The sequence below is a fragment of the Neolewinella maritima genome, assembly GCF_923081025.1.
Taxonomy (GTDB): Bacteria; Bacteroidota; Bacteroidia; order Chitinophagales; family Saprospiraceae; genus Neolewinella; species Neolewinella maritima.
Genome location: NZ_CAKLPZ010000002.1, coordinates 151,464 through 171,534, shown reverse-complemented (window position 1 = coordinate 171,534; position 20,071 = coordinate 151,464). Strand labels below are relative to the sequence as shown.

Annotated in this window: 17 protein-coding genes; 9 read left to right on the top strand and 8 right to left on the bottom strand. The window is 62.6% G+C overall.

Going from position 1 to position 20,071, the window contains the following annotated elements:
• Nucleotides 1-247 precede the first annotated feature (247 nt).
• The gene (locus tag MJQ68_RS09100) at nucleotides 248-1,492 is read right to left on the bottom strand and encodes an oxygen-independent coproporphyrinogen III oxidase (RefSeq protein WP_238750737.1); all 1,245 of its coding nucleotides are present in this window, start codon (nucleotides 1,490-1,492) and stop codon (nucleotides 248-250) included.
• Nucleotides 1,493-1,629: 137 nt separating this feature from the next.
• Here MJQ68_RS09100 and MJQ68_RS09095 point away from each other — a divergent pair, with 137 nt between their 5' ends.
• Genes MJQ68_RS09095 through MJQ68_RS09085 form a run of 3 tightly spaced genes read left to right on the top strand, consistent with a single transcriptional unit; the run spans nucleotide 1,630 to nucleotide 3,159 of the window.
• Complete coding sequence (locus tag MJQ68_RS09095) at nucleotides 1,630-2,136, top strand: universal stress protein (protein ID WP_238750736.1); 507 nt, start codon at nucleotides 1,630-1,632, stop codon at nucleotides 2,134-2,136.
• A complete protein-coding gene (locus MJQ68_RS09090) occupies nucleotides 2,136-2,621 on the top strand; it encodes a hypothetical protein (RefSeq protein ID WP_238750735.1) in 486 nt (161 codons plus the stop codon). The genes MJQ68_RS09095 and MJQ68_RS09090 overlap by 1 nt, the downstream gene beginning before the upstream one ends.
• A 19-nt stretch (nucleotides 2,622-2,640) precedes the next feature.
• Nucleotides 2,641-3,159, top strand: a complete 519-nt coding sequence (locus MJQ68_RS09085) for an AAA family ATPase (RefSeq protein ID WP_238750734.1) — start codon at nucleotides 2,641-2,643, stop codon at nucleotides 3,157-3,159.
• Nucleotides 3,160-3,196: 37 nt separating this feature from the next.
• On the opposite strand, the gene MJQ68_RS09080 is transcribed toward MJQ68_RS09085, so the two are convergent.
• The 6 genes from MJQ68_RS09080 to MJQ68_RS09055 all read right to left on the bottom strand — a co-directional run bounded on the left by MJQ68_RS09080 (nucleotide 3,197) and on the right by MJQ68_RS09055 (nucleotide 8,722).
• Nucleotides 3,197-3,958, bottom strand: a complete 762-nt coding sequence (locus tag MJQ68_RS09080; RefSeq protein ID WP_238750733.1) for an SDR family NAD(P)-dependent oxidoreductase — start codon at nucleotides 3,956-3,958, stop codon at nucleotides 3,197-3,199.
• A gap of 41 nt (nucleotides 3,959-3,999) precedes the next feature.
• On the bottom strand, nucleotides 4,000-5,064 hold the full coding sequence (locus tag MJQ68_RS09075) for a phosphotransferase (protein ID WP_238750732.1): 1,065 nt from the start codon (nucleotides 5,062-5,064) through the stop codon (nucleotides 4,000-4,002).
• A 151-nt stretch (nucleotides 5,065-5,215) separates the two neighbouring features.
• Entirely contained in the window at nucleotides 5,216-6,238 is a 1,023-nt protein-coding gene (locus MJQ68_RS09070) for an MlaD family protein (RefSeq protein ID WP_238750731.1), read from the bottom strand.
• Nucleotides 6,231-7,010, bottom strand: a complete 780-nt coding sequence (locus MJQ68_RS09065; protein ID WP_238750730.1) for an ABC transporter ATP-binding protein — start codon at nucleotides 7,008-7,010, stop codon at nucleotides 6,231-6,233. The genes MJQ68_RS09070 and MJQ68_RS09065 overlap by 8 nt, the downstream gene beginning before the upstream one ends.
• Nucleotides 7,007-7,780, bottom strand: a complete 774-nt coding sequence (locus tag MJQ68_RS09060; protein ID WP_238750729.1) for an MlaE family ABC transporter permease — start codon at nucleotides 7,778-7,780, stop codon at nucleotides 7,007-7,009. The genes MJQ68_RS09065 and MJQ68_RS09060 overlap by 4 nt, the downstream gene beginning before the upstream one ends.
• Nucleotides 7,781-7,819: 39 nt before the next feature.
• On the bottom strand, nucleotides 7,820-8,722 hold the full coding sequence (locus MJQ68_RS09055) for a universal stress protein (protein ID WP_238750728.1): 903 nt from the start codon (nucleotides 8,720-8,722) through the stop codon (nucleotides 7,820-7,822).
• 67 nt (nucleotides 8,723-8,789) lie between these two features.
• Here MJQ68_RS09055 and MJQ68_RS09050 point away from each other — a divergent pair, with 67 nt between their 5' ends.
• The 3 genes from MJQ68_RS09050 to MJQ68_RS09040 all read left to right on the top strand — a co-directional run bounded on the left by MJQ68_RS09050 (nucleotide 8,790) and on the right by MJQ68_RS09040 (nucleotide 12,841).
• Nucleotides 8,790-10,985 (top strand): heavy metal translocating P-type ATPase, encoded by a 2,196-nt coding sequence (locus tag MJQ68_RS09050; protein ID WP_238750727.1) that lies wholly within the window; start codon nucleotides 8,790-8,792, stop codon nucleotides 10,983-10,985.
• A gap of 85 nt (nucleotides 10,986-11,070) precedes the next feature.
• On the top strand, nucleotides 11,071-11,979 hold the full coding sequence (locus tag MJQ68_RS09045; protein WP_238750726.1) for a universal stress protein: 909 nt from the start codon (nucleotides 11,071-11,073) through the stop codon (nucleotides 11,977-11,979).
• A 28-nt stretch (nucleotides 11,980-12,007) separates the two neighbouring features.
• Nucleotides 12,008-12,841: a DUF6920 family protein gene (locus tag MJQ68_RS09040; protein WP_238750725.1), complete on the top strand. Its 834-nt coding sequence runs from the start codon at nucleotides 12,008-12,010 to the stop codon at nucleotides 12,839-12,841.
• A gap of 18 nt (nucleotides 12,842-12,859) precedes the next feature.
• Here the strand turns inward: MJQ68_RS09040 and MJQ68_RS09035 are convergent, their stop codons facing one another.
• Nucleotides 12,860-15,262, bottom strand: a complete 2,403-nt coding sequence (locus tag MJQ68_RS09035; protein ID WP_238750724.1) for a TonB-dependent receptor domain-containing protein — start codon at nucleotides 15,260-15,262, stop codon at nucleotides 12,860-12,862.
• 212 nt (nucleotides 15,263-15,474) lie between these two features.
• Between MJQ68_RS09035 and MJQ68_RS09030 the strand changes: the two genes are divergently transcribed.
• From MJQ68_RS09030 to MJQ68_RS09020, 3 genes are all read left to right on the top strand, one after another.
• The gene (locus tag MJQ68_RS09030) at nucleotides 15,475-16,533 is read left to right on the top strand and encodes a sensor histidine kinase (RefSeq protein ID WP_238750723.1); all 1,059 of its coding nucleotides are present in this window, start codon (nucleotides 15,475-15,477) and stop codon (nucleotides 16,531-16,533) included.
• Nucleotides 16,530-17,258, top strand: coding sequence for a LytR/AlgR family response regulator transcription factor (locus MJQ68_RS09025; protein ID WP_238750722.1), 729 nt, complete (start codon nucleotides 16,530-16,532; stop codon nucleotides 17,256-17,258). Before MJQ68_RS09030 ends, MJQ68_RS09025 begins: the two co-directional genes overlap by 4 nt.
• Before the next feature lie 72 nt (nucleotides 17,259-17,330).
• Nucleotides 17,331-19,997: a triple tyrosine motif-containing protein gene (locus MJQ68_RS09020; RefSeq protein ID WP_238750720.1), complete on the top strand. Its 2,667-nt coding sequence runs from the start codon at nucleotides 17,331-17,333 to the stop codon at nucleotides 19,995-19,997.
• Nucleotides 19,998-20,071 lie beyond the last annotated feature (74 nt).

Below are 20,071 nucleotides of genomic sequence, written 5' to 3'. Positions count from 1 at the left end.
GGGTATAGGTGTACGCCCCAGAATAAGATAGGTAATATCATAAAAAACCCTCCGGCCAGGCGGTCGGAGGGCGTATATATTGCTCATAGTGAATTAGTATGCATAATGAATATATCCCCCCATTACGCAAGCCGCTCGGAGGGGGTGGGGTAAATGCGCATCATACAGACGGTGTTAGTATGCCCTCAAGGTCGGGCAGCCGCCCACCCCCCGGTATAACGTATCGCAGCGGCAGGCATGATATCCGTCAGTGCTGCTGAGCCCAGTAGTGGTCATCTAGCGGCAGACAGATGGTGTGCAGAAATGGCCGGCCCCGGGGCCCCACGTCTATCCGGTAGGGGGAGCGGCGCAGTAGTCCGTCTACGGCCATCTCGTTCCACAGGTCGGTAGCTCGTTCGACGGCCGCGCAGCGTAGTTCGGGTGCCCGCCACTGGGTATGGCCGCGGCACAGGAGGTTGAGGATGTGCCGGCGCACGATCTGCTCCTCGGCACTCAGGATGTGGCCCTTTGCGATCGGCAAGCGGCCGTCCTCCAGTACGGCGCGCTGGTAGGGGGCTACCCGGTGTTCGTTCTGTACGTAGGTATTCCCGCTGTCCCCGATGGCCGCACACCCCAGGGCGAGCGTCAGGGTGGCCCGTATACTGGTGTAGCCCATCACGCTGCGGTGCAGGGAGCCACCGCGACTGGCGTGGACCAGTGGGTCGTCAGCTAGCGCAAAGTGGTCAGCTCCGATCGCGTGGTAGCCCGCTTCCTCCAGTAGCCGGCGGCCGGTATGGCAGGGGTCACGCTGCGCCCGCCTACGGGGCAGCTCGGGTTCGGTACACTTACCGTGCCCGGAGCTAATCTGGACGATGCGATCGGGGCGCAAGTCGCAGATCCACCGCAGGGTATCTACGGCAAACCATGCGGGTGGACCGTATTCCAGCTCGTACACTACCGCGTAGCCCAGGGCACGGGCCGTTCGGGTCGTGCGTCCGACTGCGGTGGCCGATTGCTGCTGCTCGGCGGTCGGTACGGTCTGCGCAAAGAAATCCCGTACGCGGATGTGCATCCGTCCAAAACCGCGGCTGGCGAGGGTAGTGAGGTGTGCGGCGGTCGTACGACCGGGCTGTGCCTCGAAGCTGAAGCTCACCTCCCGCGCCAGATCTACGCGGGTCAGGATACCATCGATCAGGTGGAGCAGCGCGTCCGGGGAAGGAAAGGTAGGCGTGCCACCCCCCAGGTGTAGTTGCGTCAGGCGGGGCCGCAGGTGCAATGCCTTGCAGTATAGGTCCAGCTCGGATAGTACGGTGTGTGTGTAGGGGTGCACGGCTTCCCGATGCTGGTCGCAGGGTAGGTGGACACACAGCGCAGTATCGCGGCTACTTGCCATGCGGCGGTTCAGTGCAGCCAGCCACTGCACCGGGGTAGGCGCCCTGGCCTGCCAGTGCGGAATGCTGGGGTAGCTGGTATAGCGTGGTGCCGGACGATGGTACTGCTCGAGGGAAGTCAAGGGGAGGCGGCTTTGATCCAAAGATCATCCCAGTGGGTGGGCCCGGGGAATGATCCAGATCAGCGAGGGGGTTGATCCACGTCACGGCTCCGGTGGGTGCTCGATCCGAACTTTAGAGCAGACCAACCGATCATGCAGTGAAAAAAATCATCGTACCCGTCGACTTTTCTGCTGCTTCCGCCGCCACCCTGCGATTTGCCAACTACCTGGCCGGGGTCACCGGGCTCCAGCTCTCCGCCATTTTCGTGTACAACCCCATGGTGGTCAGCAACCGCCCGGACACCCCCGAAGAGCGGGTGGAGGAGCGCCGCGTGCTGGAGGAGCAGCTACGCCTGTTTGTGGATAAACACGTGCGCAACGATCCGACCGGGCCACCCGTAGAAGCGGTGGTGGGGGAGGGTATCCCCCCGGTCTACATCAAGTGGCGCACCCTGGACGAAGACGTAGTCCTCGTCGTGATGGCCGGCGTAGGGACCGGCGCCGGAGGGCACCTGGATCTCTTCGGCAGTATCGCTACGATGGTATCTCAGGAAGGGGGCTGCCCAGTCGTACTCATCCCGAGGGATTACGGCGAGCAACTGATGCGCGACACTACCGCCCTGTTCAGCAACCTGCATCGATCCGCCGAACAGCGCGCCGCCTGATGATCTACCCCTCCCGTCCATCCTATCTGAGTCCACATACGCTGACCAACTACGGGCTCGCCTTCCTGCTTACCGCGGCGGGTCTGCTGTTGTACCACGCCCTGGCCATACTTCCCCATCTGGAGGTAGACTACACCGCATCAGTGGCGTACTTCGATTCGTCCTTCTGGGGTCCGGTGGCGCCGCTGATGTACTACCTGGTGCTATTTCTGATGGGGGTGAGTCTCTTGCTGCGTACCCGCTACACCACCCTCGTGCTCTCCTTCTATACCCTGCTGCTCACCGAAGCATTCGTCCTCGTCTTTCTGGGCTGGACGGCGCTACCCTTCCCCCGCATACCCGCGCTGCTGCTGTTCGGCTGCACACTGGCAGCCCTGTACCTGCTATTTGTGCGGGGTATCAGTGGTCGACAGTTCGATCAGTTCATCGCCGGTGGGCTTGTCAGTGTACTGTTCAATCTGCTATTGTTGTGGTACCTGAGCTGATCACCAATATACCCAGTATATGAGTAAACGCAGCCACTCCAGCTCCGGACTAATCGTGGTGACCGGTCTGCCAGGAACGGGTAAATCCACCTTTGCCCGGGCCCTGGGGGAAGCTACCGGGGCCACACCGCTCAATACCGATATCATTCGCGGGGAGCTGGGGCTACGCGGGCAGTACGGCGAAGAGGAGAAGGAACGCGTGTATCGGGAGTTGGTCAGTCGTACGGAGCGTACCCTACGTCGCGGCCGGCCCGTGATCGTAGATGGCACGTTCTACCGGGAGAGATTCCGGAAGCCTTTCCGCACGCTGGCCAGGGCCCTGAACCGACCATTATACTGGATAGAGTTGCGGTGTGACCCGGCAGTGGTGAAGAAACGGATCAATACGCAGCGGCCGCACAGCGAGGCGGACTACTCGGTATACAAGGCAATTAAACAGGTATACGAGCCACTGCGGGATGCACACCTGACGCTGGACACGGACCGGCAGTCCCTGACAGAAATGCTGCAGGCGGCGCTGCGGCATGTAGCGCGATGACTATGTAACGGAGGCGAATCGGGCGATACGGTCAGCATTAGCCGGCGATCATACCTCCGTCGATGACGTGGGTGTCGCCGGTGATGTACTTGCTTGCATCCGAGGCCAGGAACAGTACCAGGTCGGCGATCTCGTCTGCCGCGGCGTAGCGGCTCAGGGGGATCTGTGCCTCGAACCCCTCCTTGGCGGCCTCCGGGCGATCGGCGCTCAGTTGACGTTCGATGTGCCGCATCATCTGCGTATCTACCGGGCCGGGATGTACGCTATTGACCCGGATACTGCGGTCGGCGTGCTCCAGCGCGGCTACCCGCATGATCCCTACCTCGGCGTGTTTGCTGGCTACGTAGGCACCCAGACCGGCGAACCCCCTGAGGCCAGCTACCGAGGAGGTGATGATCACGCTGCCTCCCGTATTCATACGGGGGAGCACGTGCTGACAGCCCAGCCAGACCCCCTTGATGTTGACCGCCACGATGCGGTCGAACGTATCTTCGGGATAGTCCACCAGGGGGCTCACGGTGCCTTCTATGCCCGCATTATTGAAGAATACATCGATGCCGCCAAAGGCAGCAAGGGTATCCTCCACGTAGCGTTTGACCTCACTGCTGCGGGATACGTCGGCCACGCAGTACCGCACGGCGTCGGAGGAAAGGTCCGTAGCGGCTTGCTTCAGTCGCTCGCCGTCGTTGTCTACGAGCATCACCCGGGCGCCCTCCCGTAAGAAGACTGCTGCGGTAGCGTATCCTATTCCGTTCGCGCCACCGGTGACGATGGCTACTTTATCGGTTAATTGGTTCATGGTCATTAGATTAGTTCTGGCCACGCTGGGCCTTGTGTAATTCAGTTGCTCATGGATGCCGGGCGCGTGCCGGCCAGTAGTGGATCGTGGGTCGGCACTGACTCCCGTAGTCTGCCGGCGTACTTCCGGTGCAGGTCCAGGTAGCGGTGTAGCCGTTCGGTCAGTTCTGCGGGAGCGTCTTTCGGTGAGTGGCTGATCTTGATGGCGGTCACCTTCAGGGCCACGTTCACGCGGTAGAACCGGTAAAAGCTAAAGATCAGCTCGTCCTCCTCGGCAGGTGCTGAAGCCGTTCCGCGTCGGTAGCTCGCGGCAAAACGCTCGGCAAGGTCCGTCCGTCCCCGGGCCTCCAGGTCTACGTACAGGAAAGCCACCTCGTCCAGCACGTCGATCCGGCGGAGGTCGTCGGCAAATTCCAGGCAGTCGAACAGGATCGGCCGGCCGTGCTCCAGAAATATGTTACCGGTGTGCAGATCACCGTGGCCGTCGACCGTGAACCCGTCCACGGCCCGCTGGTGAAAGCGGGCGTGGAAGGCCCGCAGGACCGAACGGGCCACGCTGATACCCGCACGTATCTCGTCCAAGCCCGTCGGTCCGATGAGGGGCTCCAGCCGGTCGGCGTACCTAAGGATGTCGGTCAGGCGATCCAGTACCTCGATGGGATTAAACAGTGCATCGGTGAGGACTACCCCGGCGTGAAAAGCCGCCAGGCGCTCCGCAATACGGTCTATATCCGCAGGGCTGACCGCATCCCGGTTCAGCAGGGCCTCCATTTCCCACCGCCGGTCGATTCGTCGCATGGCGACCGCGTAGTCCACGGACTGCGGGACCGGGGGGCCGAAGGTCAGGGCAGTAGAAAGGGTGGGGTTGACGCCTACTACCCGCCGATAGAGCTCGGGGGCCAGGCGTCGATTGAGTTGTAGTTCGCGCTCGCAGTAGTATTTGCGTTTGGCCGGCGTAGAGAAATCCAGGAAGGAGAAGCGGACGTTCTTTTTCATCTTATATACATCTTCGGGCAGCAGGAGCAGCCAGGAGATATGGGTTTCTACTACTTCGGCGTCCGCCAGGGTCGGGTGTTGCCGTAACCGGTCGATGTGTTGCTGGTCCATAGTGAGGTAGTCTACCTGTACCTAAAGGTGGGGATGGGGGGGTATCCCCGGTATGACGGAGATCAGTGGACCGGGAGATACTGGTCATGGTGCACCCAGGCTACCAGCCATATTTCGTTGCACCTGCGGCCCCGCCCCGGAAGGTGTAGGCCTATTCGGTATTCGAAGCTTTGCGGGCCTTTTTGGCCTGCCGCCGGAAGTATCCCCGAAAGAACCAGTTGTGTTGTAATGCCAGCATGTTGGTATCGAACTTCTCGGTGCCTGCCGCGAGGTTGGCCAGGACGGCACGGAGGTGATCCGCGGCCAGGGTATCGCCGGTCAGTGTGTTGACGAGACCATCTTCCGTAGCCAGCCGGTCCATCAGGTCTTCCAGGCTGCTAGCGGAGGCGTTCAGGCTTGCTGCAGTAAGGTGGAGGTCATCGACGATGGGGTCCGTGCGGACGCGCAGCAGGGTATCGAGCCGGTCACCCAGCTGCTCGACCTGCCCCTGCAGTCCGTCGTCCTGTAGGAGATAGCCGAGATTGCCCTCCCCGCGGCCGGCGGCTGCCAGCAGGCGATCGACCGTACGTGCTGACTGTTGGAGCGCCTGGGTAGTCTGCCGGACTTGTCGTGCGCTGCCCCGTAGGTCGGTAGCTAGTGTACTATCGTTGAGCAGGGCACTTACCGTGCCGGGGCCGGTGTTCATCTTTTCGCTGATGGCCAGCAGGTTGTCGGCAAGGGCGGCGAGGGTCAGGTTGGTCGCGCTCAGTGCGTCGAGCATACCGGCCAGTTCTTGTTTGGGCTGGCCCATGAGTATATCGCCGGCCGTGATGGGGGCAGCTTTTCCCGGACCCGGCTGCACCGTTACGATTCGGTTGCCGACCAGGCCATCGGTGGCGATGTCGATCAGGGCATCGCGGTGGAGGAACGTGCGGGCCGAGGCGTCCAGGCTCAATCCCACCCGCAGGGTCGTATCATCCTGAATGGTGATGGCATCCACCTCGCCGATCGCTACGCCGGCGAAGCGGACGGTATTGCCGACCTGTAGCCCCTGTACGTCCCTGAAGTCGACGTAGACGGGAAGGGTGCGTTTGAACAGATCGATGCCGTCGCTGATCCGGAGCAGGGCGTATATGAACAGCACGAGCGCCGCGGTAACGAAAATACCCAGCCGGAGTGACGTTGAATTAGTCATGGTAGGGGGAATTAGTGTCCTTGAAGAAGGCCCTGACGTGGGGATCCCGCGATCGGGCGAGGTCGCTGTAAGTTCCCTCCGCGTAGTTAATCCCATCGTGGAGAATGATGACCCGGTTAGCGATTACGCGTGCGCAGTCCATATCGTGGGTGATGATGAGGGAGGCCGTGCCGAGCTCTTGCTGTAGTTTGAGCATCAGCTGGATGATCTCATTGGCCGTAATGGGGTCGAGGCCGGTGGTGGGTTCGTCGTACAGGATGATCCTGGGCTTCAGGATGAGGGTACGGGCTAGCGCTACCCTACGCTTCATGCCGCCGGAGAGCTCTGCGGGCAGGAGATCGATCGCGTGCGCGAGGCCTACACTCTCCAGGGCGGTCTGGATCAGCGAATCTTCCGCTACGCCCTGGGCGCGCTCGGGGTGGCGGCGCAGGGGGAAGCGGAGGTTCTCCCGTACCGTCATCGAATCGTACAGCGCGCTGCCCTGAAACAGGAAGCCGACCTCGGTGCGCAGCCGGTCGAGCGAGGCACGATCCAGCTGGGTGACGGCCTGGCCCATGATCCGGATGTCGCCGCCGTCGGGCTCGATCAGGCGGATGAGGCATTTGATGAGCACTGACTTACCCGAGCCGGATCTACCCAGGATCACGAGGTTCTCGCCGGGAAGAAGGCGTAGGCTGAACCCCCGGAGTACCGCGTTGGTACCGAACGATTTGGTCAGGCTAGTGATCTCGATCAGGGGGGTGGTGTCGGTATGTTGCCGTGGGGTCTTCATATCTCGAAGAGTATATCCGCAGCCAGTACGGCGATAAAGTCGACCAGGAAGAGGAGCAGGCTGGAGATGACGACCGCCGAGTTGGCCGCCCGGCCGACGCCGGCCGTACCCTTGGCCGAATAGTAGCCTTTATAACAGCCCACTACCCCGATGACCAGACCGAAGAAGAAGGTCTTGACCGTAGCGGGGACCAGGTCGCCGATCGCCATTGCACCGAAGGCCCGGTTGAAGTACAGGGCCAAACTGACCTGCCCGCGGGTGGATTCGATGAAGTACGAGCCCAGTAGGCCCATGGCATCGGCGACCACCACCAGCAGGGGTAGCATCAGAATGCACGCCCACACCCGGGTGACGACCAGGAAGCGGAAGGGGTTAGTGCCCGATACTTCCATGGCGTCGATCTGTTCGGTGACCCGCATGGAGCCCAGTTCCGCCCCGATGCCCGAGCCGATCTTGCCGGCACAGATCAGGGCCGTGACCATGGGGCCGATCTCGCGCACGAACGCAATACCGACCATATCGGGCATATAGGCCACCGCGCCAAAGTCGATCATCGTAGGGCGTAGCTGTAGCGTAAGGACCAGACCCATGATGAAGCCGGTGGCCAGTACCAGGAACAGGGAACGGTAGCCGATCGCGTAACACTGCCGCAGGAGCTCCCGGCCCTCGAAGGGCCGGCTCAGGGCCGACTGAAAGAACCGGCCCGTGAAGGCGGATAACCTGCCGACCTCTTCCAGTGTGCCGGCGGTAGCTGAGCGAATGGCGTGCATGGAATGAGAGATGTGACCCGGTTTTCTTATGATGGGTAGTTACTCCTTCTCACTCGGCAGGGGAATCACCAGGACCGGTACGCCACTCACGTCGAGTAGGTGGCCTACTTCAGAGCGCACGAGCAACTGCGTAAACAGGTTGCGGGACTGCCGGCCCACCACCAGTAGGTCTATGTGGTGGTCTTTGGTGTAGTTGGTCAGCCGCTCGGTCAGATCGCCCTCGGGAAGAAAATCGAAGTCGACGGCGCGGTGGGGGAAGGTGTCGTGGAACATCGCCTTGATCAGGCTGAGCTCCACGTGCTCCTCCCGCCGCGTATCCTGAAACAGGACGTGGATCACGCTGACGTGGGGGTTGAACGCCTCCCGGAGCACGTCGAACCGCGTACTAAGCTCCATGAGGGTCTCGGTCTCGTCAAAGGCGATGGCGGCCTTGCGGATATCCGGCACTCCGGCAAGCTGGGGGATCAGCAGTACCGGGCAGGCCGCCTGTAGCGCTACCGAGCGGGCTACGCTACCGAAGACCGGCGTGACGCTGCTGGATAGTCCCGTGCCCACACCACCCATAACAATCATCGCTACATCCTCCCGCTGGCTCTGCAGCACCAGCTGGTGGATGGCGCTACCGACCACCTCGCGGGTCTTGATGGACTTGGCCGAGGTACCGGCGTGCACGTGTACGAACCTGTCGAGCATGTCCCTAACCCGGCCGCGTACACGGGCACTGCCCCGCCCGACGGTGAAGTCCGGATCACCGTCATAGCCATCGAATACGTGTATGGCTTCGAGGTCGTAACCGGTCAGGTCCGCCAGGTAGCAGCCAAAGCGCAGGGCGTCAGCCGAGGTGATGGAAAAATCAATGGGGACGATCAGTTTAGACATGGTCGTGCGGTTGGTTGGTCTAATTTCCTGCCCGGCGGGGCCGCAACGGGTGATGTAGATCATAGCCCGGTATGATTCCGTGCACTGATCCCAGGTCGTACGGGAGTCTACTTTTGCTGGCCTACACCGCATGGAAGCACTGCACGTACGAACGACCAATATTCGCCACCCCCGCGAGGCCCGCCGCGTCGAGCGGGCGCTGCGGGGCAGGGCCGGTATCGTATCGGTAGCCGCCGCCGCGCCGGGCGTACTGCGTCTGGAATGGGATGCGGAGCGGACCGACCGGGCCGCCGTCCTCGCCGATATCGGCAGACTGGGGCTGCGCGTGGTCGATGACCGGCGGGAGGCAGTGGCCGCCGAAGTCGTCGGTCCGCAGTTTCTGGGCGAAAACACCGAGCTGTACTTCGCGGCCTTTAGTGGTGGCTGCTGGGTGACGGCCCTGGTCCTGTCGTTCGTCTCCGGAGTCAGTCCCACTGTACCCTTACTGCTGTACATCGCGGCGGCGTTGTTCGGCGGCTTCTTTACCCTTCTCACCACGAGGCGGGACTTGCTGCGGGGCAAGTTGGAGATCGACTTTCTCATGCTCTTCGCGGCCGTCGGCGCGGCGGCCCTGGGCCGGTGGGGGGAAGGTGCCCTGCTGCTCTTCCTGTTCAGCCTCGGGCATGCACTGGAGCATTACGCGATGAAGCGGGCACGCAAGTCGATCGCCGCGCTGTCCGATCTGGCCCCCGCACGCGCGTTGGTCCGGCGGGCCGGGGAAGTGGTTGAAGTCCTCGTAGAGGAGTTGCAGCTAGGGGACACCGTCGTAGTAAGGCCCAACTCTACCATTGCGGCGGACGGCGTAGTAGTGCAGGGCTCGTCCGCCGTCAATCAGGCCCCGATCACCGGAGAGAGTGTACCCGTAGACAAGCGCCCCTACGACCGGCCGGCCCCGCCGGAAGCTATCGATAAGCTCCCGGCGGAACACCGCGTGTATGCCGGAACGATCAACGGGGCCGGTGCCCTGGAAGTGAACGTGCTGCGTAAAACGGAAGACAGTACCCTGAGCCGTCTGATCACCCTAGTGCGGGAAGCCGAGACGCAGAAATCACCGACCCAGCACCTGGCGGATGATTTCGAGAAGTACTACGTGCCGGCCGTACTGGCCGTAGTGCTGCTGCTGCTCGGGGCATTCCTCGTCCGGGAGGAAACGTTCCAGGAAAGTTTCTACCGGGCCATGTCCGTGCTCATCGCCGCATCGCCCTGCGCACTAGCCATCTCTACACCCAGCGCGGTACTGGCGGGCATCGCCCGGGCGGCCCGCCAGGGGGTACTGATCAAGGGGGGACGACCGCTGGAAGACCTCGGTGGCCTGAGCGCCGTAGCTTTTGATAAGACCGGGACGCTCACGGCGGGGCGCCCTACGCTCACGCATGCGGTCCCCTTCGAAGCTGCCACCGGGACACAACTGCTCCGGGCGGCCGTCGCGGTCGAAGCGCTGAGTGACCACCCCCTGGCCGCAGCGGTGGTGGCCGGGGGGGAGGAGCGGCTCGGCGACCTAGCCGTGCCTCCGGCCACGAACCTACAGGCGCTGACCGCCCGGGGGGTGCGGGCCAGCTGGGAAGGCACTACCGTACACATCGGCAACCGACGGCTCTGCGAGGAGCTGACCGGCACGGAGGTACCCGGGGCGATCGACCGGACCATGAGCGAGTTGGAAACCGGGGGCCATACCGCCATGATCGTACATCAGGGCTCCACCTACCTGGGCGTCATTGCGGTGATGGACGTAGCCCGGCCGGAGGCGGCCGCCACCCTGGCCGCGCTCAGGCGGCTGGGGGTCGAGCGGATGGTGATGCTGACCGGTGACAATCAGCGCGTCGCCGATGCCATTGCCGGCGAGCTCGGGCTTACGGATGCACTCGGCGGGCTGCTGCCGGAAGAGAAGGTCGCCGCCATCGACCGGCTGCGCGAGGAGGAGGGCCATGTGGCCATGATCGGCGACGGGGTGAACGATGCACCGGCCATGGCCAGAAGCACCGTCGGGATCGCCATGGGGGGCGCGGGATCTGCCGTTGCGCTGGAGACCGCCGACATTGCCCTGATGGCCGACAAGCTGGACAACCTGCCCTTTGCCATCGGTCTGAGTCGGATGGCCACGCGGGTGATCCGGCAGAATCTGGTGGTCAGCCTGGGTATGGTGGCGCTCCTGGTACCCCTCACCGTGCTGGGCATCGTAGCGATCGGGCCCGCCGTGGTGGGTCACGAGGGTTCTACGGTAGTCGTCGTACTCAACGCACTCCGCTTGCTGCGGTACGAGCATCCGTCAGCGGCTACGGACCACTGACGCAGATCATGCGCAGCGGTGACCCACTGCACCCGCGGCCCCGCCCCCTGCCACCACTTTTGTGCTATCACCAAGTAGCAGTACTATGTCACGAATCCTCATCCCGGTAGACTATAGCCTGGCCTGCCACAATGCCTACCGCTTCGGGCTGCAGCTGGCGCAGGAGCTGGAGCTGGACGTAGTGCTGACCCATTACTACAGTGGTGCCCTCGACCCCCGCACGAGTCTGCACGTGAGTGGTGACGGCACGATCTACGGCAACCACCTCGCCCGGCTGCGCCGGTTTGCCTACGCGACGGCTAAGGCACCGAGCTACCCGCCCGTCGATCTCCCGGAGGAGGTGGACCTTATGTACGAGGTAGCGGTGCGGATGAGCGCCTCGGCGGCCATTCTCGAGCGGGCCAGGGAGGAGGATATCAGCGTGGTCGTGATGGCCCCCCGCAGCTCGACGGCCCTGCTGGGCAAGTGGCTGGGGAGCACGGCCACTACGGTCAGCGAGGCCTGTGACCGGCCGGTATACATCGTGCCATCCCACTGCCGCTACGCCCCCTTCCGCCGCATGGTGGTCGCCAACAACCAGGATACGGCCGATCCCTATCCCCTCTGGCAATTGCAGGGGCTGGCGGAGTACTACGGGGCCAAGGTGCACTTCGTCCACGTACATACACCCGGTGCGGAGCAGCCCGTGCGCTTCGTGCCCTGGGACCTGATGGAAGCACTGATGGAGCGGGAGGTCGGGGTGAAGTATCCATTCAACGTGGTGACCGTGACGGATAGTGACATTTCTAACGGTCTCATCGCGTACGCCGAAGAGGTCGACGCCGACCTGATCGTGATCGTCAACCAGACCCGGACACGGTGGACCGCCCTGCTCCAACGCACCCTTACACAGGACCTGGTGGTGCGTAGTAGGTTCCCGGTACTGGTGCTGCACCGGAGCCCGGCGCCGCAGGCCGTGGCGCACGGGCAGGAGGGCCGGAGTCAGGCGTATTAGGTAGTCAGATAAAGTATACCACACGACCATGAGTAAGTATCTCCTCCTGTGCGGCATAGCGGCACTAGGCTACGGAGCCTACCGGTACCTGCGGGCGGACTTCCGGGCACAGAGCCACCGCGAGCAGGCTACCATGCTGAAGGACGAAGCGGACGCAAGGCCGATCGAATCCCCACGTGCAACCGACGATCTTCCGCCCATCGTGGTGAAGTGGCTACACCGCAGTGGAGCCCTGCAGGGGTACAGACCCGATCAGGTGCACCTGCGGCAGTCGCTATCCATGAAGCTCTCCCCCGGTCAGCAGCGGTGGTATCCCGCCCGGGCGGACCAGCTCGTGACCCTGCACCCCCCGGCCTTCCACTGGACGGTGCGGGTACGTATGCTACCGCTGGTGTACGTGCACGGCTATGACTCGTTCGTCCAGCAACGGGCCACTACCCAGATGCGGCTCTGGGACATTCTCCCCGTAGCCCGGGTGGATCCGGGACCGAAGGCCAACGAAGCGGCCCTGCAGCGTTACCTGGCCGAAGCCGTGTGGTATCCCCACATCGCCCTGGAACCTTACCTGCAGTGGGAGGCTCTGGACAGCCTACGCGCCCGCGCTACGATCAGTCTGCACGAACTGCGGGCCAGTGTTGATTTTCACTTTACCCAGGCGGGGGACGTAGCCAAGGTGAGCGCCCGGCGCTACCGGTCCGTAGCGCCGGAGACCCAGCGGACCGGCTGGGAAGTGACTATCGCGAAAACGGGGTGGCTGAGTGGTATCCGGGTACCGCTAAGGGCACACGTCACGTGGCTCGGGGAGACAGGCACACCGTGGACCTGGCTCGACGTAACGGTGACGTACCTACACTACCGGTGAGCGTGCGCTGTGCCCCCCTCACTCTATCCGCCCCTCTTCCTCCTCCACCCCCGACGTGCGCCGCCGCGCCTTTTCGACCGTATCGCTGCCGAACGAATAGCTCACGCTGAGGGTGACGTAGCGGGAGTCCCAGCCGCCACTGCCGGCGATGGAGAGCTCGCCGAAGCGGGTGGTGCCCTCCCAGGGGCTGGTGAACAGGATGTCGTTGGCGGCTAGGCGGACGTTCAGCTTATCGGACCAGAACTTGCGCTGCAGGGCCAGATTGAGGGAGCCCAGGCTGCGGGTCTGGTAGGTGCCGCCCCAGACGGAGGGGGAGCTGTACCACCCACTGACCTCCAGGGACACCGCGGCCGGTAGCCGAAAGGTCGTCTGAGCGTACAGGCTGAGCGTCTGCTGGTCCAGGGCGACGAAGCCGGGCTGGGTGGCCTCGTAGCGGCTGGTGTAGGCGTTCACGCTGAGGTAGCTGTTGGACCAGTCGGTCAGGCTAAAGGGATAGGATACGCCCAGGTTGAGCACGTGCTGGTTGGCGATGTTGCGCGTGGAGATGAAGTTGCGGTCCGGGCCCTCGGCCTCGGTGATCTGAGCGAAGAAATCGGTGATGCGGGTATAGCTGAGGGAGGTATTCAGCTTGTACTTATAGGTGTGAGTGAGTTTCAGCGTATTGGCGTACTGGGGTTGCAGGAAGGGATTGCCCCGGCGAAAGGATAGCTCGTCGATCTTGGACTCGAAGGGGTTCAGGGAGCTGTAGTTGGGCCGCGTGATGCGCCGGCCGTAGTTGAGGGCCAGCTGGTGGTTGCGGTCGGGGGCGTAGGTCAGGCCGCCACTGGGGAAGAAGTCGGTATAGTTGCGTTGTACGCGGTCGCTGGTGCTGCGCTGACTGCTGATGAGCTGACCGTCCGAAGCCGTGTGCTCTACCCGTAGGCCAGCCTGTAGCTTCACCTTACCGATGGCGGTGGCATAGTTCAGGTAGCCGGCGTTGATGTTTTCACGGTAGACGAAGCGGTTGCTGCGGCTATCGTCGCGGACCATCTCCTGCTGCAGGAAGCGGAAGAAGCCGAAGTTGTTGTCGGTGCGGACCAGGGAGAACTTGGCCCCGACGTCCAGGGTGCCCGTTCCCAGGGGGCGCTCGTAGCTGAACTTGGCTGCCGTCAGGTCTACCTGCACCGGGGTCTGCTGGGCCGTGATATTCTGCCGGAGCACCGTGGTCTCGCGGCCGTTGTAGTACACATTGGGCTGGAAGGTGTAGCCGTCGGAGCGGTAGCTGCCCGCGTCCAGATCTACGGTGAGACGGGTGCCGCTGCTGTCTTCGTAGACGTAATTCAGGTTGGCGGTCAGGTTGGTGGACTCGGAGTCGCCTTCGTTGTTGGCCACCAGCACGCTCGTCGGTACTTCATCGCCGAGGGGGCGGATGGGGGTGCGGGAGTCGCTGCTGAAGTCGCTGTCGTAGCGGTTCACGCTTACCGCTGCGCCGAAGGTGGACCGCTCCGTAGCGTACAGGTCATAGTTGAGGCGCACGTTATGGCTGTTGCGGTCGCTGTACGACAGGGTGCGGGCGTCGAACTCCGTGCCCCCCTGCTCGCGGCGCAGGAATAAGAAGCCACTGTTCTCGCCGTAGCGGCCCCCGTAGGAACCATACACGTTGCTTTTGGCGGTACGGTGGTTGAGGGTGAGTCCGGAGGTGTAGCGGCGGAAGTCGCCCTGGGTGACGCCGCCATTGAGGGTGCCGTTGGTGCCGAGGCGTTCGTCTTTTTTAAGCACGATGTTGATGATACCGGCGGTGCCGGCAGCATCGTACTTGGAGGAGGGTTGGGTGATGAGCTCGATGCTGGCGATGTCGGAGGCCTGCAGGCTCTCGAGGTAGGCCTGCAGGTCCGCACCGCGCAGGGGGGATTCCTTGCCGTTGAAGTAGAACTGTACGCCAGACTTGCCCTCCAGGATGATGCCGCCGGCATTGTCGACGATCACGCCCGGTGCCTTGCGCAGGAGCTCCCAGGCGGAGTTGCCCGCCGCGGCGATGGTCTTGTCGACGTTGAAGACGGTCTTGTCCGGCAGGACCTGTACGATGGGCTTCTGGGCCACCACGGTGGCTTCGGCCAGTACGGCCGCATCAGCCTGCAGGACGAGGGTGCCCAGGGATAGGTCGCGATCCTTAAGCTGTACCGGCTGACGGTAGGTCGTATAGCCCAGCGCGGAAACGGCCAGCTCGTACGTGCCGGTCGCGATGGTAGGGAAGGTGAACGCGCCCCCGTCGTCCGTCACGGCCACTTTAGTGATGACGGAATCGGCGTAAAGGATGACATTGGCAAAGGCGAGGGGACCGTCCTCCGCCGTAGCTACCGTGCCGGAGAGTGCGGCAGTTTGCGCCGATAGGGTGCTTATACTAATGAATACAATGAATAAGGGGTAGAATATATGACGCATACGGGGAGGGGGATTAAATGGTATATACCCAAAGTATGCCCCTGCAGCAGGCAGATCCAGCGATTCCCGTCGGGTGGTCCTATGATCCGCTGAGTGAACGGCGGGCCGTTCGGCGGGCTATGGGGCCGTTCGTCTGATTCACTGGCCGGGGCCCGGCTGACTTTAGTAGCTTTGGGACTTGCCAAGCTCCGCCCCTGCGCACGCGCCCTCCTATGTATACTACTAAAACATACTTCACCCGTAAGGAACTGCTGGGACTGCTGGCCTTTTACTTCGTATTCTCCCTGCTGTACCACGTGGTGCTGGAATACCTGAGTAGCCCCTATAGTGACGATACCTGGGCGGAGATACGCTCACCGCGGGATTACTGGTGGAATGCCGGCTTTCAGTATAGTCAGTATTTCGTGGCCTCGCTGCTGATCTGGTGGGTGGCGATCCGTGCGTTGCGGCGGCGGTCGCAGTGGCTACAGATCGCGGCGGTGATCGTACTGCTGCCCGCGGTGATCTACCTGGTGCGGGAATTTCGCTACCGCTACCTCGACTCCATCGGCCGCTGGCACCTGGACGGTACGAACGGCGTGTGGGACCTCTACATACCGGGGCTCGTGCTGCTGTTTCAGTTCGGCTGCTACTTCGCCTACGTGAATATGCGGGAAAATCAGCGCAAATTGAAGGTGGAGGGAGAGCTGCGGCAAGCCGCCCTGAAGAGCGAGCTGGCGGCGATCAAGGCGCAGCTCAATCCGCACTTCCTGTACAATGTATTCAATACGATCAATGCCAGTCTGCCGCCGGGCAGCGAGACGACGCGGGAAATGGTGTCGCGGCTCTCCGACCTGTTCCGCTACCAGCTGCGGGCCACGAAGGCGGACCTGGTGCCGCTGGCCGATGAGCTGCAGTTCGTAACTACCTACCTGGACCTGGAGCACGCGCGCTTCGGCGACCGCCTGCTGGTAGACATCAACGTAGCACCGGAGCTGCTGGACCGCAAAATACCCCCCATGCTCCTGCAGCCCCTGGTAGAAAACAGCATCAAGCACGGCCTGGCGTCGCTGCTGGAGGGCGGCCGCATCACGATCGACGTGTTTGCCCGGGGTGAGCGGCTGCACTTTCGCATCGCCGATACCGGGGTGGGGGCGGTGGATAAGCACGGCCTGATCGGCCGTGGGGTAGGTCTGACCAATACCAAAATGCGACTGGAGAAGATGTACGGCTCGGTGCTTGAAATACTGGACAATACCCCCCGCGGTCTCGTGATCCAGTTTGCGATATGAAAAAGGTGCTGCTCATCGACGACGAGGCTGCCGGGCGGCAACTGCTGCGGGAGTACCTGGCGGAATATCCGGACTTCGTGATCCTGGACGAAGCGAATAACGGCGTAGACGCTGTGCGGCTCTGCAATACCTACCACCCCGATCTGGTCTTCCTGGACGTGAAGATGCCGGGGCTGACCGGCTTCGAAGTGCTCACCCACCTGGCGGAGCTGCCGCGAGTCATCTTCTCCACGGCCTACGACCAGTACGCGATGGAAGCCTTCGAGGTACACGCGGTGGACTACCTGCTGAAGCCCTACACCCGCGAGCGGTTTAGCCGGGCGATGCGCAAGCTGAACTTCGAGCGGGACGAGAACACGGCCGCCCCCCTGGCCGAGAGCCTGCTGGCGGGCAGCGGTACCTACCCCGAGCGCATCCTGGTCAGTAAGGGCCGGAAACTGGTCCCCCTCACTACGGCCTGCATCATCTGGATCGCGGCGGACGGCGACTACTGCCGGCTGCACACCGCGGACGATGTGTACCACAGCAGCTACGGCATCTCGTCCATCGAGGAGAAGCTGGACCCTGCCACCTTCCTGCGGGTGCACCGCTCGAGTATCGTCAACATCAGTAAGATCCGCGAGGCCCACCGCTACGGCAAGAGCTACGATCTGGTGATGCTCAACGGGCAAACCGTGCGCGTCAGCCGCGGCTATATGGACCGGCTGCGCGACCTGACGTTTTGAGGCGGCGGCCGGGGCGGCGTATCTTACCCCCCTCCCTTCATAGTGTCGGTCATCGTGTTTCTCCTGGTATACGTGTTATTACTTGTTCCCGCTGTAGCCCTCCTCGGCCAGCAGGCCCCTGCTTTGCCCACCCAGCATCTTCTGCCGCGTGTAGTGCACTACGGTCCGCAGCAGTACGGGGCGGAGGCGCAGAACTGGGACGTCGCTCAGTCGCCCGAGGGACTACTCTACGTAGCCAACTCCGGAGGGGTACTGCAGTATGACGGGCAGAACTGGACGACCTATCAGCTACCGGGCCGGCCCATCGTGCGTGCAGCGGTCTACCACACGGACCGCCTTTACACGGGCGGCTACGGGGAATTTGGCTACTTCACCACCCGCGAGGGGCAGCTGCTGGATTACGTCTCCCTCTCCGACCGCGTAGAGACGGACGCCGAAGTGGAGGAGATCTGGAACATCGAATTGCTGGCCGATGGGACGGTCGTTTTCCAGAGCTTCACGGAGCTGTTCTACTACGCCGGGGATAGCCTGCGCAGGTTTGACCTGGGCGTTGCGCTCTACGCACACCCCCTGGGCGACAGTCTGCTGCTACCCGTCAACGAACTCGGCCTTATCGCCGTAGCCCCCGACCTGGCGTATACCCTGCTGCCGGGAGCCAAACCGCCCGGTGAGCTGATCATCGACATCACCGGTGACCGGGCCACTACCCTGATCGCTACCGCCAACAAGCTGTTGCGCTACGACTGGGCGGCGCAAAGCCTGAGTGAATGGTCTACCCAGGCTAGCCGCGCGCTAGACCGCCAGCAGGTAAATCGCGTGATCGAGCTGCAGGACGGTACCATAGCGGTAGGAACCATCCGCAACGGGCTCTACCTGTTCAGTCCTGCCGGGGAGTTGCTACGGCACCTCAGTCACGACAACGGGCTGAGCAACAACACCGTACTGAACCTCTTCGAGGACCAGCGCGGCGACCTCTGGGTAGCCCTCGAGCGCGGACTGGACGTAGTGATGCGCAGCGAACCCCTGCGCTACTACCGCCAGTCCAATCAGCCGATGGGCGGAGTGACGGCGGCCACCGCCTACGGAGATAATTTTTATGTGGGTACGAATCAGGGATTGTTCGTCCTGCTTCCGGGAGTGGATACCTTTCAGCTTATTCAGCAGGCGGCCAGGCAGGTCTGGGAGCTGATCCCTACGGACCGGGGCCTGCTCTGCGGGCACAACTGGGGTAGCGCACTGATCGACGGTGAGTCCGTCAACTGGCTTAGCAGACACTCGGGAACCTGGCAGAGCATCCCCGTGCCCCGTCAGCCCGACCGCCTGCTGCAGGCTACCTATACGGGCCTCTACCAGGTCGATCTGGCGAGTAACCAGGCCCCGCCGACGAGCAATATGCTGGGACTGAGCGAGGCCGTCCGTACGCTGATACCGACCGGTCCGCGTGATCTGCTCGCCCTGCACCCTTCGCGGGGCGCCTACCGGATCACCCTCACCGAAGACTGGTCTGGCGTCGTAGCGGTAGATACTATCCGTACCCCCGATCTCATCCGTCCCCTGGCCACCCACTTTGGAGATACCTTGCTGGTGCAAACGGAGGATACCTGCTACAACTATATCGACGGCACCTTCATGCCCCTGGCCGCCTTCCGGGGGGTAGCCCACCAAACCGGTCGGTATTTCCTGCCGGGGGCTGCGGGTAGCGCGGACTGGTTCGTAGCCGATCGAGATCGCCTGACCGCCTACCGGGGTAGCGAACTGATGATCTCCTATCCCATCAAGCTACACCGTCCCGATCCGCAGATCGTCGCCCTGGCGGACGGTACCTACCTCTTCGGACTGGAGGAGGGTTTCGCCCTGGGTGGGATAAAGCGGGCGGGGACGCAGGTGCCGGACCTACTAGTGCGGCGCGAAGACCACGACCACGGCATCTGCTTTCACTTTGCCCTGCCATTACTGGACCGTGCGGTGCAGTACCGGAGCCGGCTACTGGGCTTCGATGCGGAGTGGTCGGAGTGGACCGCTACGAGCCACCGAGACTTCACCAACCTGCCTCCGGGAGACTACCACTTCGAGGTGGAGGCCGACTGGTACGGGATAGCGGCCGGTCTACCCCTCACGATACCGACGCCCTGGTACCAGTCGGTATGGGCCTACATGGTATACCTGATGGCCCTGCTGGGATGTGCCTACCTGCTACTGCAACTGCACCAGCGCCGACTGCGGCAGCAGGCGGCCGATCTGGAAGCCAAGCGGGAAAAAGAGCTGGCCCAGGAGCGGATGCGTGCCCGCAACGAGCAGCTGGAGCGCGACATACACCAGAAGTCTAAGGAACTGGCCGACACTACCCTGACCCTGGCAAAAAAGAACGAGATGCTGCTGGGGCTGAAGGAAGACCTGGATCAGTTTGGCCGCCAGGGCGGCCTGGCCAAAAGCCCGGAGAAGATCCTGCACACCATCGACCGCAACCTCAACAACGAAGATGACTGGGCCATCTTCGAGTCGCACTTCACGGAGGTACACGCCGAATTCCTGGCCCGCCTGCGCAGGGCACACCCCAGGCTCACCACCGGAGAGCAGCAACTAGCGGCCTACCTACGCATGGATCTACCCAGCAAGGAGATCGCTCCGCTGCTGCGAATCTCAGTCCGCGGTATCGAGAACAAGCGCTACCGTCTGCGGAAGAAACTGGGACTGGAAAGCAACGATAGTCTGAACCAGTACCTACAGGGCCTGGCGTAGACCAGGACTTAAAAAGGGGGGAGTAAATTGTAGTTTGGTAGGGTAAAATAGTACATTGCTCTGGGATAACCGAT

What these genes read in the sequence shown, in the direction of transcription:
- MJQ68_RS09090 (WP_238750735.1), top strand. Translation starts at nt 2,136, where the DNA reads ATGATCTACCCCTCCCGTCCATCCTATCTGAGTCCACATACGCTGACC.
- MJQ68_RS09085 (WP_238750734.1), top strand. Translation starts at nt 2,641, where the DNA reads ATGAGTAAACGCAGCCACTCCAGCTCCGGACTAATCGTGGTGACCGGT.
- MJQ68_RS09080 (WP_238750733.1), bottom strand. Translation starts at nt 3,958, where the DNA reads ATGAACCAATTAACCGATAAAGTAGCCATCGTCACCGGTGGCGCGAAC.
- MJQ68_RS09075 (WP_238750732.1), bottom strand. Translation starts at nt 5,064, where the DNA reads ATGGACCAGCAACACATCGACCGGTTACGGCAACACCCGACCCTGGCG.
- MJQ68_RS09070 (WP_238750731.1), bottom strand. Translation starts at nt 6,238, where the DNA reads ATGACTAATTCAACGTCACTCCGGCTGGGTATTTTCGTTACCGCGGCG.
- MJQ68_RS09065 (WP_238750730.1), bottom strand. Translation starts at nt 7,010, where the DNA reads ATGAAGACCCCACGGCAACATACCGACACCACCCCCCTGATCGAGATC.
- MJQ68_RS09060 (WP_238750729.1), bottom strand. Translation starts at nt 7,780, where the DNA reads ATGCACGCCATTCGCTCAGCTACCGCCGGCACACTGGAAGAGGTCGGC.
- MJQ68_RS09055 (WP_238750728.1), bottom strand. Translation starts at nt 8,722, where the DNA reads ATGATCTACATCACCCGTTGCGGCCCCGCCGGGCAGGAAATTAGACCA.
- MJQ68_RS09050 (WP_238750727.1), top strand. Translation starts at nt 8,790, where the DNA reads ATGGAAGCACTGCACGTACGAACGACCAATATTCGCCACCCCCGCGAG.
- MJQ68_RS09045 (WP_238750726.1), top strand. Translation starts at nt 11,071, where the DNA reads ATGTCACGAATCCTCATCCCGGTAGACTATAGCCTGGCCTGCCACAAT.
- MJQ68_RS09040 (WP_238750725.1), top strand. Translation starts at nt 12,008, where the DNA reads ATGAGTAAGTATCTCCTCCTGTGCGGCATAGCGGCACTAGGCTACGGA.
- MJQ68_RS09035 (WP_238750724.1), bottom strand. Translation starts at nt 15,262, where the DNA reads ATGCGTCATATATTCTACCCCTTATTCATTGTATTCATTAGTATAAGC.
- MJQ68_RS09030 (WP_238750723.1), top strand. Translation starts at nt 15,475, where the DNA reads ATGTATACTACTAAAACATACTTCACCCGTAAGGAACTGCTGGGACTG.
- MJQ68_RS09025 (WP_238750722.1), top strand. Translation starts at nt 16,530, where the DNA reads ATGAAAAAGGTGCTGCTCATCGACGACGAGGCTGCCGGGCGGCAACTG.